This is a genomic window from Clavibacter sp. (genome assembly GCF_014802555.1).
Lineage (GTDB): Bacteria > Actinomycetota > Actinomycetes > Actinomycetales > Microbacteriaceae > Clavibacter > Clavibacter sepedonicus.
The window spans coordinates 11,905-27,647 of record NZ_JAAVCB010000006.1 but is presented as its reverse complement, the minus strand read 5'-3'; the positions used below and the strand labels follow the sequence as shown (position 1 = coordinate 27,647).

Sequence of the window (15,743 nt, the reverse complement as noted above, 5' to 3'; positions counted from 1 at the left end):
GCGGCCGGAGCGGCCGGAGCGGCCGGAGCCGCGGGAGCCGCGGGGGTGGTCTCGGCGGCGGTCGGCGTGGCGGCGGCGGTCGAGCGGGTGTCGTCGGTGGGGGCCTCGTCCGGACGTCCGGTCGGCTCCTGGGGTGTCTCGTTCATGACGGGTCCTTCGTGTCTCGGGTGGCCCGGTGGGGGCCATGGGGAGATCACACCCGGCGACCCTATGAGCACCCCATGACGCGCACGAGCGTCCGCCAAGCATCCTGGGCCCGGCCCGGGCGTAGCCTGACCGGCATGACGCGGAGGTCGGACGGAGACGGTGAGCCGACCGGCGTGGATCCGCGCTTCGACCCGGCGTTCCAGCGGGCCGCGGGTCCCGGGCCGCATCCGCCGCAGGATCCGCAGGCGGGCGCCGCCGCCCCCGGGTCGGATTCGCCCACCGGAGAGCCGCGGTCGCAGCCGCAGCGGACACGCGAGACGACCGAATCGCGGGCACCCGCGACCGACCGCCCCGCCCTCGCCGGCTGGCTCGCACCCGTGCTCTGGATCCTCGCCGTCGCCTTCCCCGCCGCCGGCCTCGGCCTGCGCGCGCTCGCCGCCGGGATCGCGACCTCGATGCCGTACTCGAGCTTCGGCGACCCGCTGGGGCAGCGCTGGCTCCTCGACGCCGTGCCCCTGCTCGTCACCCTGGCGCCCGGCGTCGTCGCGGGCGGCCCGATGGCCGTGATCGCGGCGCTCGCCGTGCACGCCACGCGCCGCCGGTCCGCCCGGGCCGCGACGGACGACCCCGGCGCCGGCGACCGCGAGGCCGGCGACCTGCGCGCGTAGGCTCGATGCATGGAGCAGAGAAGCCTCGGCAGGACCCATCGGAACGTCTCGGTCATCGGACTCGGGACATGGCAGCTCGGCGGGGACTGGGGTGACGTGGCGGAGGACGACGCGCTCGCCGTGCTCGACGCCGCGGCCGTTGCGGGCATCACCTTCTTCGACACGGCCGACGTCTACGGCGACGGACGCAGCGAGACGATCATCGGATCCTGGCTCCGCGCGCACCCCGATTCCGGCGTCACGGTCGCGACCAAGATGGGCCGCCGCGACGCGCAGGATCCCGCGAACTTCACCCTCGACCGCTTCCGCGAGTGGACCGACCGCTCGCGCCGGAACCTCGGCGTCGAGACGCTCGACCTCGTGCAGCTCCACTGCCCGCCCACGCCCGTGTTCTCGAGCGACCGCGTCTACGACGCCCTCGACGAGCTCGTCGCCGACGGCGCCATCGCGTCCTACGGCGTGAGCGTCGAGACGACCGACGAGGCCCTCCTCGCCATCGCGCGCCCCGGCGTCGCGAGCGTGCAGATCATCCTCAACGCGTTCCGCCTCAAGCCCCTCGACCGCGTGCTGCCGGCCGCAGTCGAGGCGGGCGTCGGGATCATCGCCCGCGTGCCGCTCGCGTCCGGACTGCTCAGCGGCCGCTACACCGCGGACACCACCTTCGCCGAGACGGACCACCGCAACTTCAACCGCGGGGGCGCCGCGTTCGACGTGGGGGAGACCTTCTCGGGCGTCGACTACGACGACGGCGTCGCCGCGGCCCGCGAGTTCGCGGCCGCCGCGCACGAGGCCGCGCCCGACCTCACGCCCGCGCAGGTCGCGCTCGCGTGGATCGTGCAGCGCGAGGGCGTCTCCACGGTGATCCCCGGAGCCCGCAACGCGGAGCAGGCCCAGGCGAACGCGCGCGCCGGCGACGCCCCCGCGCTCGGCGAGGTCTTCGAGCGCCAGGTGGCGGACGTCTACGACCGGTACTTCCGCGCGGCGGTCCACCCGCGCTGGTAGTCCCGCCCGGACGCGCCACGGCCCCGGTCAGCTCATCGCTGGCCGGGGCCGTGGTCCGTGCGGATGCGCTACTGCAGCGAGTCGCAGGCGCTCGACATCTGCGTCTTCAGCTCGTCGCTGATCGGCTGGCCGACGCCCGGCGCGAGCTGGTCGGCGAGGGCCGTGATCTGCTGGCCGGCCGCGGCGGCGCCGCTCTCGGTGGACGCGGAGATCTCGGTGCCGAGGTCACGGAACGCCTGGACGTCCGACTCCTCGAGCGTCGACTTGTCCTTGAGGCCGCACGCGATGTCGCGGGTCTTCGCGGCGATGGCATCACGGGATCCGGGGGCCGCGGCATCGCCGGAACCGGCGTCGCCCTCGGTGGTCGCCTCGGGCGTGGGGCTCGCGGCCTCGGCGGAGGCGGAGGCGGATGCGGACGGGGTCGGCGTCACGGCGTCGTCGGCCGCAGGCGAGCTGCACCCGGCGAGCGTCAGCCCGAGGACGAGGCCGAGGCCCGCGATCCCGGCCCGCAGGCGGCGCGTGGTCAGAGGGGTCTGCTGAGAGGTCATGGCCTCACACTATCCAGCGCAGCGGGTGCTTATTCCGCGGGGGCGGAGACTCTGAGGCGCGATCCGGCGCGACCCGGGCGTGGCGTCGATGGCGGCCCTCAGGTCATGACCGGGACGGGCTCCGTGTCCGGGATGGGGCCGGCGTCGCGACCGCGCAGGTCCGGGCTGTGCCGGTGGAAGACGGCGGCGATGGCCGCGCCGACCGCGAGGAGCGCCGCCGCGACGACGAACGCGCCCTGCGCGCCCTGCGCGTCGATGACGAAGCCGGCGGCGGCGGATCCGAGCGCGGCGCCGATGAGCTGGCCGGTGCCGACCCAGCCGTACGCCTCCGCCGTGTCGCTGAACCGCACCGACGAGGAGACGACCGCGAACAGCACCGCGAGGGCGGGCGCGATGCCCACTCCCGCGAGGAAGAGGAACACCGACAGCCAGACGACGTTCATCGACACGGCGGCGACGGCGGTGCCGGCGAGGATGATCGCCATGCGCCGCGCCATCGCCCACGGGCTGATGGGGATGTGGCCGAGCGAGAGGCCGCCGATGAGCGAGCCGACCGCGAAGATCGCGAGCACGATCCCGGCCTCCGGGCCGCCGTGCCCGAAGACCGCGACGACGCCCGCCTCGATGGCCGCGCACGCCGCGATGAGGAGGAAGCCGACGACGGTGCTCAGCAGCACGGGCGGCCGCCCGAGCACCACGCCGAACCGGCGCTTGCTGCGGGGGATGCGCACGCGGCCGAGCTCGGGGGAGGAGATAAACCACGCGCCGCCGCCGACGAGGAAGGCCGCGGCGACGAGGATCCCGGCGCTCGTGTCCACCTGGATCGCGAGGAACGTGGCGATGACCGGCCCGAGCACCCAGATGATCTCCTGGGCCGACGCGTCGAGGGAGAACAGGGGCGTGAGCTGCTTCGAGTTGACCATCTTCGGGTAGATGGTGCGGACCGCCGGCTGCACGGGCGGGTTCGCGAGGCCGGCGACGAGGCCGAGCGCCATGAACACGGGGACGGACGTGCCGGCGTCGCCGAGCGCCACCGCGACGACGGCCACGGTGCAGACGATGGACGTGAGGATGAGGACGGGGCGCATTCCCCACACGCCCATCCACCGGCTGGTGAGGGGGCCGGCGATGGCCTGGCCGATGCTCGTCGCGGCGAGCACGAGGCCGGCCGCGCCGTAGGACTCGTGGATCCGCTCGACGTGCATCAGGAACGCCAGCGACAGCATGCCGCCGGGGAAGCGCGCCACGAGCTGGGCGGCGATGATCCGGCCCATGCCGCGGGTCTTGAGGAGGCTTCCGTACGTGCTCACGAGGGTCAGATCCTACCGGCCGGGAGGACTCCTCCCGCTGCTCCGGGCGGGAGCGGACAGCGATGTCGGTGGCCCTCCGTAGCCTGTGGAACGTGTGGACAAGTCCGCGGAGTTGTCCACACCTGTGGACGACACGCCCACTACATATGGGGTTGGGCGGGGCGCCAATACCCCATATATAGTGATGGAGACGGTTGGCACCAGTCGATCGCACCACACCTAAGGAGGTCGCCATGAGCGACTATCGGTACATCTATCGCGACGCGATCACGGGGCGTCTTGTGACTGAGGAGTACGCGCTCGCGCACCCTTCCACGACGGTCCGCGAAAGAGTGGCCGTCTGATGGCGGGCAAGAGGGGCGGGTCTAGCGGCGCGAGTGCGCGCAGCGCTAAGACCGGCAAGTACGTCACGCTGAGGTACGCCAAGGCGCACCCCAGCACGACGGTTGTCTCGAAGAAGAAGTAACTAGCAAGTCCCTCAAGAACACGGGCCCGAATCGATCTAGCCGGATCGGTCCGGGCCTTCTTCGTGTCCTGGAAAGCTACGCGACGCGGTCGCGACCGTGCAACCGCTGTGTCCCCCGGGCGCGTCTGGAACTTTGGCGGACGATGGGCGGTGTCGCAAGCCGGCCGCGGAGTCCACAGGGTGAGGAGAACTCCGCGAACTTACGCACATCTGTGGATGACACGCCCACAACATGTGGTGGTTGGCGTGTCTGGGGGCCCCGACATATAGTGGCCTTCAGCCGAAGGCCACTATATGTCGGGGCCCCCATTCTTCGCAGTGGAACCCACAGATACAGGCCTGATCGGCTGATTTCGTCGGGGGAGGCAAGCCCTCCTTTCGAGCGCCCGTCACCCCAAGGAGCAGATGCAGAGTGTCGATCACGGTAGTCAAGAGGGACGGCTCGAAGGAGCCGTACGACGCGAACAGGATCAACCTGGCGATCGAGGACGCGACGCAGGGCCTCGACGAGAACATCGGCTGGGTCACGCAGATCGCGTCCGAGCTGGAGATCACCCTCTTCGACGGGATCACCACGCAGCAGCTGGATGAGGCCGTCATCCAGGTCGCACTCCAGAACGTGAAGGACGACCCGGCGTTCGACACCGTCGCCGCGCGCCTGCTCCTCAAGACCATCTACAAGCGCGTCCTCGGCGACTACTCGTCGCCCGAGGAGCTCAAGCGCCTCCACGCGGAGCACTTCGCCCGCAACATCCAGCGCGGCGTCGACGAGATGCTCCTCGACTCCCGCCTCGTGCAGCTGTTCGACCTCGAGCGCCTCGCCCAGGCCCTTGAGCCCGCGCACGACGAGCTGCTCAAGTACATCGGCGTCGTCACACTGAACAACCGCTACGGCATCAAGGGCCGCAACGGCGACGCCCTCGAGGTGCCCCAGTACTTCTGGATGCGCATCGCGATGGGCCTCACGCTCAACGAGCAGAACCCCACCGAGACGGCCATCGCCTTCTACGAGAAGATGTCGAAGCTCGAGTACCTCGCGGCCGGCTCCACCCTCGTCAACGCGGGCACCATCTACCCGCAGCTCGCGAACTGCTTCGTCATGGAGATGCAGGACGACATCGAGCACATCGCGAAGACCACGCGCGACGTCATGTGGCTCACCAAGGGCACGGGCGGCATCGGCCTCTCCGTCTCCAAGCTGCGCGCGCAGGGCTCGCCCATCCGCTCGAACAACACCACCTCCACGGGCCCGATCCCGTTCATGCACACCATCGACTCGGTGCTCCGCGCCGTCAGCCGCGGCGGCAAGAAGTTCGGCGCCCTGTGCTTCTACATGGAGAACTGGCACCTCGACTTCCCCGAGTTCCTCGACCTGCGCCAGAACTCGGGCGACCCGTACCGCCGCACCCGCACCGCCAACACGGCCGTGTGGATCAGCGACGAGTTCATGAAGCGCGTGCAGAACGACGAGGACTGGTACCTCTTCGACCCGCTGGAGGTCTCCGACCTCAACGAGCTGTACGGCAAGGCGTTCTCGGAGCGCTACGCGTTCTACGTCGGCGAGGCCGAGGCCGGGCGCATCCGCATGTTCAAGCGCATCAATGCGCGCGAGCAGTTCAAGTCGATCCTCATCTCGCTCCAGACCACCAGCCACCCGTGGCTGACCTGGAAGGACACGATCAACAACCGCGCCCTGAACAACAACACGGGCACGATCCACCTCTCGAACCTCTGCACCGAGATCACGCTGCCGCAGGACGAGGACAACGTCTCCGTCTGCAACCTGGCGTCGATCAACCTGTCGCAGCACTTCGCCGACGGCAAGGTCGACTTCGCGAAGATCGAGCAGAGCGCGCGCCTCGCGGTGCGCCAGCTCGACAACCTCATCGACATCACGCGCTCCAGCGTGAAGGAGGCGGACTTCTCCAACCAGCAGAACCGCGCGGTGGGCCTCGGCGTCATGGGCTTCACCGACATCGTCGAGAAGCTCGGCTTCTCGTACGAGTCGGAGGAGAGCTACGACCTGATCGACGAGATCATGGAGCACGTCTCCTACGCAGCCATCGACGAGTCGGCCGATCTCGCGAAGGAGCGCGGCGCGTACCCGAACTTCGAGGGCTCGCGCTGGTCGGAGGGCCTCGTGCCGCTCGACTCGATCGCGCTCATGGAGGCCGACCGCGGCGTGCCCGTCAAGGTCAACCGCACCACGCGCCTCGACTGGGACGCGCTGCGCGCCAAGGTCAAGGGCGGCATGAGGAACGCGACGCTCATGGCGATCGCGCCCACCGCGTCCATCGGCCTCGTCGCCGGCACCACGCCCGGCCTCGACCCGCAGTTCTCGCAGATCTTCAGCCGCTCCACCTCCTCGGGCAAGTTCCTCGAGGTCAACCGGAACCTGGTGAAGGACCTGCAGGAGCTCGGCATCTGGGAGACCGTGCGCGAGAACATCCTGCGCAGCCAGGGCGACATCCAGAACATCGCCGCGATCCCGGACCACGTCAAGGCCACGTACCGCACGAGCTTCCAGCTCTCGCCGTACGCGTTCCTCGAGGTCGCGGCCCGCGCGCAGAAGTGGATCGACCAGGCCATCAGCCGCAACATGTACCTCGAGACGCGCGACCTCGGCGACATGATGGACATCTACTTCGCCGGCTGGGAGCGCGGGGTCAAGACCACGTACTACCTGCACATGAAGCCCCGTCACACGGCCGAGCAGTCGACCGTCAAGGTCGACAAGTCGCAGGACGCCGACGGCACGAAGCGCAAGGGCTTCGGCGGATTCGGCGGCGGCGCACCCGCGGCCGTGCCGGCCTCGGCGGCTCCCGCATCCACCGCGACCGCGGAGGCCCCGGCCCCGCAGTCCGCCCCGGCGCCCCGCAAGGGCTTCGGCTTCGGCGGAGTGGGAGGTGCACGCTGATGAACGACGACACGTTCGGCGACTACGTCGTCCCCATGGACCCCATGGACGAGCTCCAGTGCGACTCCTGCCAGTAGGCAGGCGCCGCTCCTAGAGCTCCACCCGGCCCGATCGGCCGCCCCACCCGCACCACCACGCACCACGCACCCGGAGAGAAGAAGCAGATGTCGAAGATCCTCGGCACGGGAATCCAGGAGGGCCTCCTCCTCAAGCCCGTCAACTACCAGTGGGCCATGGACCTGTACGACCAGGCCGTCGCCAACACGTGGTTTCCCAACGAGATCCAGCTCGGCGAGGACATCGCGGACTTCAAGAAGATGACGGACGAGGAGCGCCACGCGATCACGTTCCTCATGAGCTATTTCAACCCGAACGAGCTCCTCGTGAACAAGGCGCTCGCGTTCGGCGTCTACCCCTACATCAACGCGCCGGAGTGCCACCTCTACCTCGCGAAGCAGATGTGGGAGGAGGCGAACCACTGCATGTCGTTCGAGTACGTCCTCGAGACGTTCCCGATCGACCGCGAGGCCGCGTACAACTCCCACGTCGACATCCCGTCGATGGCGCGCAAGGAGGAGTTCGAGGTCAAGTTCATCAAGCGCATGACCGAGCAGACCCTCGACATCACCACCACCGAGGGCAAGAAGGACTTCGTCCGGAACCTCGTCGCGTACAACGTCATCCTCGAGGGCATCTGGTTCTACTCGGGCTTCATGGTGTCGCTGTCGTTCCGCCAGCGGAACCTGCTGCGCAACTTCGGCTCGCTCATGGACTGGATCGTGCGCGACGAGTCACTGCACCTCAAGTTCGGGATCAACCTCATCCTCACGGTGCTCGAGGAGAACCCCGACCTGCAGACCGAGGAGTTCGCCGCCGAGATCAAGCAGATGATCCTCGACGCCGTCGAGATGGAGGAGCAGTACAACCGCGACCTCCTGCCCAACGGGATCCTCGGGCTGAACGCGAACTACATCAACCAGTACGTGAAGTACCTGGCCGACCGTCGCCTGGAGGAGCTCGGCTTCGAGGCCGAGTACAAGGTCTCGAACCCGGCGAAATGGATGGCCACGGCGAACGACACGCTGCAGCTCGTCAACTTCTTCGAGTCGACCAACACGTCGTACGAGTCGAACGCGTCGGCCACCGTCGGCGCCAAGTAGCACCGCACGACCCGCCGCGGGAGACCGCGGCACCGCATCACCGACGCCGCCCGCGCCGCGCATCCACCCGGATGCCGGTGCGGGCGTCGTCATGCCCGCGCCGGCACCGGCCCGGCCCGGAGGAAGAGGGAGCATGACCGAGCAGCAGACCGGGGCGCGGCACGTCGCGCGCGACGGACGGGTGTACCGCACCGAGGTGGTCGGCTGGGACGACGCGCGCGGTGCCCGGATCCGGGCGGCCATGGAGGCCGAGATGGACGTGCGGTACGAGGGGCGGCACGACGACGACCCCGACTGGCCCGCGAAGGCGGCCGTGGCGTTCGCGTTCGACCCGGCCGACGTGGAGGCCGTCGTGCTGCTCGTCGTCGACGGCGACGACCGGGATGCGGCCGCGCACGGCGTCATCCGGCACCTCGGCGACGAGCTCGAGCTGAAGAAGGTGGTCGTGGATCCCGCGCACCGCGGCACCGGCCTCGCGCGCGTGCTGATGGCGGAGCTGGAGCGCGTGGCCCGGGAGCGCGGCGCACGGCGGCTCATCCTGCAGACGGGCGACCGGCAGCCCGACGCCATCCGGCTGTACGCGACCGCGGGGTGGCTGCCCATCGACACGTACCCGCCGTACATCCCGGTCACGAACTCGGTCTGCTTCGAGAAGCCGCTGGGCTGATCCCGCTCGACGCTGCGAGCATGGCGGGATGGAGATCCTCATCACGCCGACCGAGCTGGACCACGCCATCCGCACCCGCGGCGACGTGCGCGTGATCGACGTGCGGTGGTCCCTCGGCGGCCCGCCCGGCCGGCCGCTGCACGAGGCCGGGCACATCCCGGGCGCCGTGTACGCGGACCTCGACACGGAGCTGTCGCGACACGGCGCTCCCGAGGAGGGGCGGCATCCGCTGCCCGAGCCCGCGGCGCTGCAGGAGGCTGCGCGCAGGTGGGGCGTCCGGGCGGGGGACGCGGTCGTCGCGTACGACGGCGGAGGCAGCCTCGCGGCGGCGCGAGCCTGGTGGCTGCTGCGCGACGCCGGCATCGCCGACGTGCGGATCCTCGACGGCGCCCTGCCCGCCTGGACCGCCGCGGGCCTCCCGCTCGAGACCGGCCCGGTCGTGCCGACCCCCGGCGACGTGACGCTAGCCTCCGGCCTCCTCGCCGTGGTCGACGAGGACGGCGCCGCCCGTGTCGCGCTCGACGGCGTGCTGCTCGACGCCCGCGCGGAGGAGCGGTACCGCGGGGAGGTCGAGCCGTGGGATCCGCGTCCGGGTCACATCCCAGGTGCCCGGAGCGCGCCCTCCTCGGACGCCCTCGCCTCGGATGGCACGTTCCGGTCGCGCGCGGAGCTGCGCGCGCGGTATGCGGTGCTCGGGGTGCCCGATGCGGACGAGGTCGCGGTCTACTGCGGGTCCGGCGTGAGCGCGGCGCTCGAGGTCGCGGCGCTCGCGATCGCGGGCATAGACGCCGCGCTGTACCCGGGATCCTGGTCGGCGTGGGCGAACCGGCCGGAGCTGCCGGCCGCGACGGGCGCGGAGCCGGGCGGGGTCTGACCGCGGCTCAGCCCAGCAGCCGCTCCAGCTCGTCGGCCAGGTCCGCGGTCGCGCGCCGGCCGTCGAGCTCGACGTCGGCAGATCGACGCAGCAGCGGCTCCACCTCCCGCGTGTACCGGCGGATCTCCTCGCGGTCGGCGGGATCCGTCCCGTAGTCGTTCCCGGTGCGCGCGGCGACGCGGGCGAGCAGGACGTCGAGCGGTGCGCTGAGCAGCACGACGTGCTCGAAGCGGTCGCGGAACGCGCCCTGGTTCTCGACGGCGCCGGAGACCACGATGTGCGGCTCGCGGTCGAGGAGGCCGGCGATCCGCGGCTCGTCCCATCGGCCGTCCGGCAGGGTCCAGCCGTCGTGGTCGGTGTCGAGGGTGCGGTGCCCGCGGCGGGCGAGCTCGGTGAGGAGCGTCGACTTCCCGGCGCCGGACATGCCGGTGAGGAGGATCCGCGTCATGCGACGACGGTACGCGGCGGCGGACCGCTCCCGGCGCACGACGCTCAGCTCCCGGCCCCGAGGTGCGTGCGCCAGGAGCCGCGCTCGGTGATGTCCTCGGCGCCCGCGATCGCCTGGGGCTCGCAGAGGAAGCCGAGCACCTCGGATCCGTCCGCCAGCGCCACCTTGCCGACCACCATGGGGCGCGCGAGCTGCGCGACGAAGTCGGCCACGCGGCCCGACGGGATCGCCCACAGCTCCCCGGTGATACTCGCGCCGCCCGTGTCCGTGGCGACGAGCCCCGGCTTGGGCGGCGTCGTGTCGAGCGCGTGCAGGCGGTAGGCGGGCGCGGTGACCGCGTCGCCGAGCAGCCGCGCGCCGAGCGCGGTGAGCTGCCCGTTGAGCGGCTGCCCGACCATGTGTGCGCCGAACACGGCGATCGGCGTGGCGGCGGGTCCCCACGACCCCGTCGGGATGCGCGCGTCGTCACCCGCCGTGCCGATCGTGCGCTGCAGCCGGCCAGCGGCGTCGACGAGCGCGGCGTCCGAGAACGCGGGACCGACCAGGGTCACGCCGAAGGGCCGACCGTCGGCGTCGGGACCGGGCACCGCGATCGCGGCCAGGTCGAGGAGGTTCACGAAGTTCGTGTACGTGCCCACCCACGAGTTCACGCCGATCGGATCCGCCGCGACCTCGGCGCGCGACGGGTGCCCGGGGGCCGTGGGCAGCAGGAGCGCGTCCACGCCGGCGAGGATGCGCCGGGCATCCAGCCGGTGGCGTCGCAGCGTCTGCTGGTCGGCGACGAGCTCGACGGCCGTCTTCGCGGAGCCGGAGCCGATGATGCGGGCGACCGACGGATCCGTGCCCTCGGGCGTCCCGGCGAGCAGGTGCCCGACGGCCTGCGTGCGCTCGGCCACGAGGGCGCCGTCGTAGAGGAGGGCGGCGGCCGCGAGCAGCGGCGCGATGTCGACCTCGACGATCTGCACGCCCGCGTCCGCGAGCAGCGCGACGGTCCGGTCGAAGGCGCGCCGCCACTCCGGGGACATGGGCGCGAGGTCAGCGTCGACCGGCACGGCGAGGTGGAGGACGGGAGCCGCGCTCAGCGGAGCGTCGGCGGGCCAGGGGCGGCTGGCCGGATCCGCGTCGTCGACGCCCGCCATCACCCCGGCCACGCGTTCGGCCAGGCCGAGGGTGCGGGCGAACACCGTCACGGTGTCGTAGGAGGGCGCGGCCGGCACGACGCCGCGGGCAGGCAGGAGGCCGAGGGTGGGCTTGATCCCGACGAGCCGGTTGTAGGCGGCGGGCACGCGGCCGGATCCGGCGGTGTCGGTGCCGAGGGCGGCGTCCACGATCCCGAGCGCGACGGCTACCGCGGAGCCCGAGCTGGATCCACCGGAGACGAGCTCGGGGTCGGCCGCTCCCCGCACCTCGCCGTAGGGGCTGCGCGTCCCGACGAGCCCGGTGGCGAGCTGGTCGAGGTTCGTCTTGCCGACGACCACGGCGCCCGCCGCCTCGAGGCGCGCGACGACGGGGGCGCTCTCCGCAGGCGTGTAGGCGCTGCCGGGGAGCGCTGCGGTCGTCGGGAACCCGGCGGCGTCGATGTTGTCCTTGACCGCGATCACCAGGCCCGCGAGCGGCAGGGCGTCGGCGCCGTGATCCGCGAGGGCGCGCTCGACGGCGGCCGCGGCGGCGAGGGCCTCCTCCTCCGGGCGCAGCGTGATCCAGACCTCGGGCCGGTCCGCCTCCACGATGCGCCGGTAGGCGGCGCGGACGCGGCCGACCGGATCCGGTGCCCCCGCGGGAGGAGCGGGAGGGGTGAGGGGAGCTGACGTGGGCGAGGAGGTCATGCGGGGTCTCCGTTCGGGGTGCGGTGGTCGTTGGGGTGCGGCGCTCGTGGCGACGCGGCGGTCAGGGGGCGGTGGCGGAGACGATGGCGAGCGGCTGGCCGGCCGCGACGGTGGCACCGGCCGCGACGAGCATCTCCACCACGCGCAGGTCGTGGGGCGCGCGGACGGGCGTCTCCATCTTCATCGCCTCGAGGACGAGGAGCGCGGCGCCGACTCCCACGTCGGCCCCGGTCGATGCCTCGACCTTCCACACGGCGCCGGCCATCGGCGCCTCCACCACGGTGGCGCCCTCGGGCAGCCGGGATCGGACATCGTCCTCCACGGAGTCGGCGCCGACGGCCTCCTCGCGGACGGCGAACTCGCCGGCCGCCTCCCACGCGGCGATCGGCTCGGCGTCGCGCGCGAGCATGTCCTCGTGCTCGCGCAGCGAGAACTCGCCCGGTCGGATGTCGAGCTCGAGCCGGTCGGCCGCCATCTCGGAGCGCAGGTGCATCAGCTCGTCGGCGCTCACGGGGTGGTAGCGGATCCGGTCGAAGAAACGCAGCAGCCACGGGTGGCCGTCGCGGAACGCCCGCCGGCGCGTGCGCAGGCCCGCCCAGATGGGGAGCGTGCGGCCGATGAGCTGGTAGCCGCCGGGGCTGTCCATGCCGTAGATGCACATGTACGTCCCGCCGATGCCGACCGTGCCCTCGGCCGTCCACGTGCGCGCCGGGTTGTACTTGGTCGTCATCAGCCGGTGGCGGGGATCGAGCGGGGCCGCCGCCGGGGCGCCGAGGTAGACGTCGCCGAGGCCGAGGACCATGTACTGCGCGGACATGACGATGTCGCGGACCTCGTCCACCGACCCCAGGCCGTTGGCGCGGCGGATGAACTCGATGTTGGACGGGTTCCACGGGGCGTCGTCGCGGATGAGCGACGCGTACCGGTCGATGGCCTCGTGGATGCTCGGGTCGTCCCACGAGAGCGGCAGGTGCACCTCGCGGCTGGGGACCACGAGGTCGGCCGTCGCCGGGATCGTGTCCTCCAGCTCTCGCAGGAGCCCGAGCAGCCGGCGCACGCCCAGCACGGCGGGGTCGACGTGCAGGTGCAGCGATCGGACGCCCGGCGTGACGTCCACGAGCCCGGCCGGGTCGACGCGGGCGAGCGCCTCCATGAGCGCGTGGATCCGCATCCGCAGCCCGAGGTCGAGCGTCATCGGCCCGTACTCGACGAGGAGGTTGTCGTCGCCGCCCCGGCGGTAGACGACCTCGGGAGCGGCGTCGGTCGCCGGTCGGCGGGCGAGCACGCCGTCATCGTCGTCCCGCCGGGAGGAGCGCGGGACGAAGGCGTCGGCCGTGCGCCGGGCCTCGCCGATGCGCGGCAGCTCCGACTCGTCGACGGGGACCAGGCGCAGCGTGTCGCCGGGGCGCAGCTGGCCGAGCTTCCAGCGGTCGGCGCTCACGACCGTGACCGGGCAGGCGAAGCCGCCGAGGCTCGGGCCGTCGGGTCCGAGGATCGACGGGGTGTCGCCGGTGAAGTTGATCGCGCCGACGGAGTACGCGTTGTCGTGCAGGTTCGAGGGGTGCAGGCCCGCCTCGCCGCCGTCCGGTCGTGCCCAGCGCGGCTTCGGGCCGACGAGCCGGATCCCGGTGCGCGCCGCGTGGAAGTGCACCTCCCACTCGGCGTCGTAGATCGCGGCCATGTCATCGGGGGTGAAGTAGTCCGGGGCCGGGTGCGGTCCCTCGGCGACGTGCAGCGTCCACGAGGCGCCGATGACGGGACGCTCCGCCGGCGGCACGGGAGCGGGCTCGCCGAGTCCCGCCGCGGATCCCGCCTCGTCGAGCGGCGCCGTCCGGAGCACGTCGCCCGTGGCGAGCGCTCGGCCGCCGTGCCCGCCGAAGCCCCCGGGCGCGAACGTGGCGGCGCTGCCGAGGTACGCGGGCACGTCGAAGCCCGCCCGCGCGGCGACGTAGGTCCGGACCCCGACGCCGCGCACGGTGCCGACGTCGAGCGTGCCGCCCGCCGGCACGAGGACGGGCTCCCACTGCGGGACGGGCGCCCCGTCGACGGTCACGACCGTCTCCGCGCCGGTGACGCAGACGAGGGTCGCGTGGGAGAACCGCAGCGCGGGTCCGGTCACGGTGCACTCGAGGGCCGGAGTGCCCTCCGGGTTGCCGACTGCGCGGTTCGCGAGGCGGAAGGAGCGGTCGTCCATCGGGCCTCCCGGCGGGACGCCGACCTGCCAGTGGCCGAGTCGTCCCGGCCAGTCCTGGATGGTGGTGGACGCGCCGCCGCGCTCCACGTCGATGCGGGGGCGCTCGTCGCGGAGGGTCTCCAGGAGCGAGGTCGTCATGCTCCCGTCGAGGACCTCCGGGCACCGGGCGATGCTCGCCAGCAGGCCGACGTTGGTCTCCAGCCCGTGGATCCGCGTCTCGGCGAGCGCGTCCGAGAGGGCGGCGAAGGCCGCGGTGCGGTCGTCGGCAGTGACGATGAGCTTGGCGAGCATCGGGTCGTAGACCGGGGTGACGACGTCGCCCGTCTCCACCCCGCTCTCGATGCGGAGGTCGGCCGGGCCGGCCACGGCGCCCGCCGGGAACGCGACCTCGGTCAGCAGGCCCGAGCTCGGGCGGTGGTCCTTCGTGGGGTCCTCCGCGTAGATGCGCGCCTCCACGGAGTGGCGCGTCGGCGAGGGGATCTCGGCCGCGGCGAGGAAGCCCGCGGGGCCGACGTCGCCGAGGCCCACGCGCAGCATCCACTCGACGAGGTCGATGCCGAGGACCTGCTCGGTCACCGGGTGCTCGGCCTGGAGCCGGGTGTTCATCTCGAGGAAGAACACGTCCTCGGTCCGGTCGTCGTACACGAACTCGACCGTGCCGGCCGAGCGGTAGCCGACGTGCCGGGCGAGGGCGGCCGCGCTGCGGTGCATCGTCTCGCGCACGTGCTCGGGGAGGTGCGGAGCCGGGGCCTCCTCGACGACCTTCTGGTGGCGGCGCTGCAGGCTGCAGTCCCGGTCGCCCAGGATCGCCACCTCGCCCGCGCCGTCGCCGAACACCTGCACCTCGAGGTGGCGGGCACGGGCGATGAAGCGCTCCACGAACACGCCGGGGGTCGCGAAGTTCGCCGCGGCCAGCCGCGTGACCGAGGCGTACGCGGCGCGGAGCTGCGTCTCGTCGGCGCAGGTCACGATGCCCACGCCGCCTCCGCCGCCCGACGCCTTCACCATCACCGGGTAGCCGACCGCGGCGGCGGCCTCGGCCGCGGCGTCCTCCGACGCGACGAGGCCGCTCCCGGGCACGCATGGGACGCCGCACTCCATGGCGATCGCGCGCGCGGTGTGCTTCGGGCCGAAGGCCTCGATCTGCTGCCAGGTGGGGCCGACGAAGACCATGCCCGCCTCCTCGACGGCCCGGGCGAACGCGGCGCTCTCCGAGATGAAGCCGTAGCCCGGGTGGATGGCGCCGGCGCAGGCGGCCTGCGCGACCTCGATGATGCGGTCGATGTCGAGGTAGCTGCGCTCCGGCTCGCTCGGCCCGAGGAGATGGGCCTCGTCGGCCTCGCGGACATGCGGGGCGGCGCGGTCGGCCTCCGAGTACACGGCGATGGTGCGCAGCCCCATGCGCCTGGCGGTGCGGATGATGCGGCGGGCGATCTCGCCGCGGTTGGCGATGAGGACGCTGTCGAAGCGCGGTGCGGGGGGAGCGGGCGTGGGCATGGCTCTCTGCTTTCCGGGT

General features: G+C 72.2%; 11 protein-coding genes. 6 read left to right on the top strand and 5 right to left on the bottom strand.

Annotated elements, in window-relative coordinates; all coding sequences use genetic code 11:
* Positions 1 to 281: 281 nt before the first annotated feature.
* Positions 282 to 815 (top strand): TOP6B-like family protein, encoded by a 534-nt coding sequence (locus HDR73_RS00750; RefSeq protein WP_223842647.1) that lies wholly within the window; start codon positions 282 to 284, stop codon positions 813 to 815.
* A 9-nt stretch (positions 816 to 824) separates the two neighbouring features.
* Complete coding sequence (locus HDR73_RS00745; RefSeq protein WP_012299653.1) at positions 825 to 1,817, top strand: aldo/keto reductase; 993 nt, start codon at positions 825 to 827, stop codon at positions 1,815 to 1,817.
* 68 nt (positions 1,818 to 1,885) lie between these two features.
* Here HDR73_RS00745 and HDR73_RS00740 read toward each other — a convergent pair whose 3' ends face one another.
* Positions 1,886 to 2,365, bottom strand: a complete 480-nt coding sequence (locus HDR73_RS00740) for a hypothetical protein (RefSeq protein ID WP_012299652.1) — start codon at positions 2,363 to 2,365, stop codon at positions 1,886 to 1,888.
* 98 nt (positions 2,366 to 2,463) lie between these two features.
* Entirely contained in the window at positions 2,464 to 3,675 is a 1,212-nt protein-coding gene (locus HDR73_RS00735; RefSeq protein ID WP_012299651.1) for an MFS transporter, read from the bottom strand.
* 878 nt (positions 3,676 to 4,553) lie between these two features.
* On the opposite strand from HDR73_RS00735, the gene HDR73_RS00730 reads away from it, so the two are divergent.
* The 4 genes from HDR73_RS00730 to HDR73_RS00715 all read left to right on the top strand — a co-directional run bounded on the left by HDR73_RS00730 (position 4,554) and on the right by HDR73_RS00715 (position 9,759).
* Positions 4,554 to 7,058, top strand: a complete 2,505-nt coding sequence (locus HDR73_RS00730) for a ribonucleoside-diphosphate reductase subunit alpha (RefSeq protein WP_012299650.1) — start codon at positions 4,554 to 4,556, stop codon at positions 7,056 to 7,058.
* 164 nt (positions 7,059 to 7,222) lie between these two features.
* Entirely contained in the window at positions 7,223 to 8,218 is a 996-nt protein-coding gene (locus HDR73_RS00725) for a ribonucleotide-diphosphate reductase subunit beta (protein ID WP_012039117.1), read from the top strand.
* 133 nt (positions 8,219 to 8,351) lie between these two features.
* Complete coding sequence (locus tag HDR73_RS00720; protein ID WP_049791932.1) at positions 8,352 to 8,885, top strand: GNAT family N-acetyltransferase; 534 nt, start codon at positions 8,352 to 8,354, stop codon at positions 8,883 to 8,885.
* 28 nt (positions 8,886 to 8,913) lie between these two features.
* Complete coding sequence (locus tag HDR73_RS00715) at positions 8,914 to 9,759, top strand: sulfurtransferase (protein ID WP_012299648.1); 846 nt, start codon at positions 8,914 to 8,916, stop codon at positions 9,757 to 9,759.
* Between the two features lie 7 nt (positions 9,760 to 9,766).
* Here the strand turns inward: HDR73_RS00715 and HDR73_RS00710 are convergent, their stop codons facing one another.
* The 3 genes from HDR73_RS00710 to uca form a co-directional block, all read right to left on the bottom strand.
* A complete protein-coding gene (locus HDR73_RS00710; RefSeq protein ID WP_041464655.1) occupies positions 9,767 to 10,207 on the bottom strand; it encodes an AAA family ATPase in 441 nt (146 codons plus the stop codon).
* Positions 10,208 to 10,251: 44 nt separating this feature from the next.
* Complete coding sequence (gene atzF / locus HDR73_RS00705) at positions 10,252 to 12,033, bottom strand: allophanate hydrolase (RefSeq protein WP_012299646.1); 1,782 nt, start codon at positions 12,031 to 12,033, stop codon at positions 10,252 to 10,254.
* Between the two features lie 61 nt (positions 12,034 to 12,094).
* Positions 12,095 to 15,724, bottom strand: a complete 3,630-nt coding sequence (uca, locus tag HDR73_RS00700) for an urea carboxylase (protein ID WP_012299645.1) — start codon at positions 15,722 to 15,724, stop codon at positions 12,095 to 12,097.
* Positions 15,725 to 15,743: the final 19 nt, after the last annotated feature.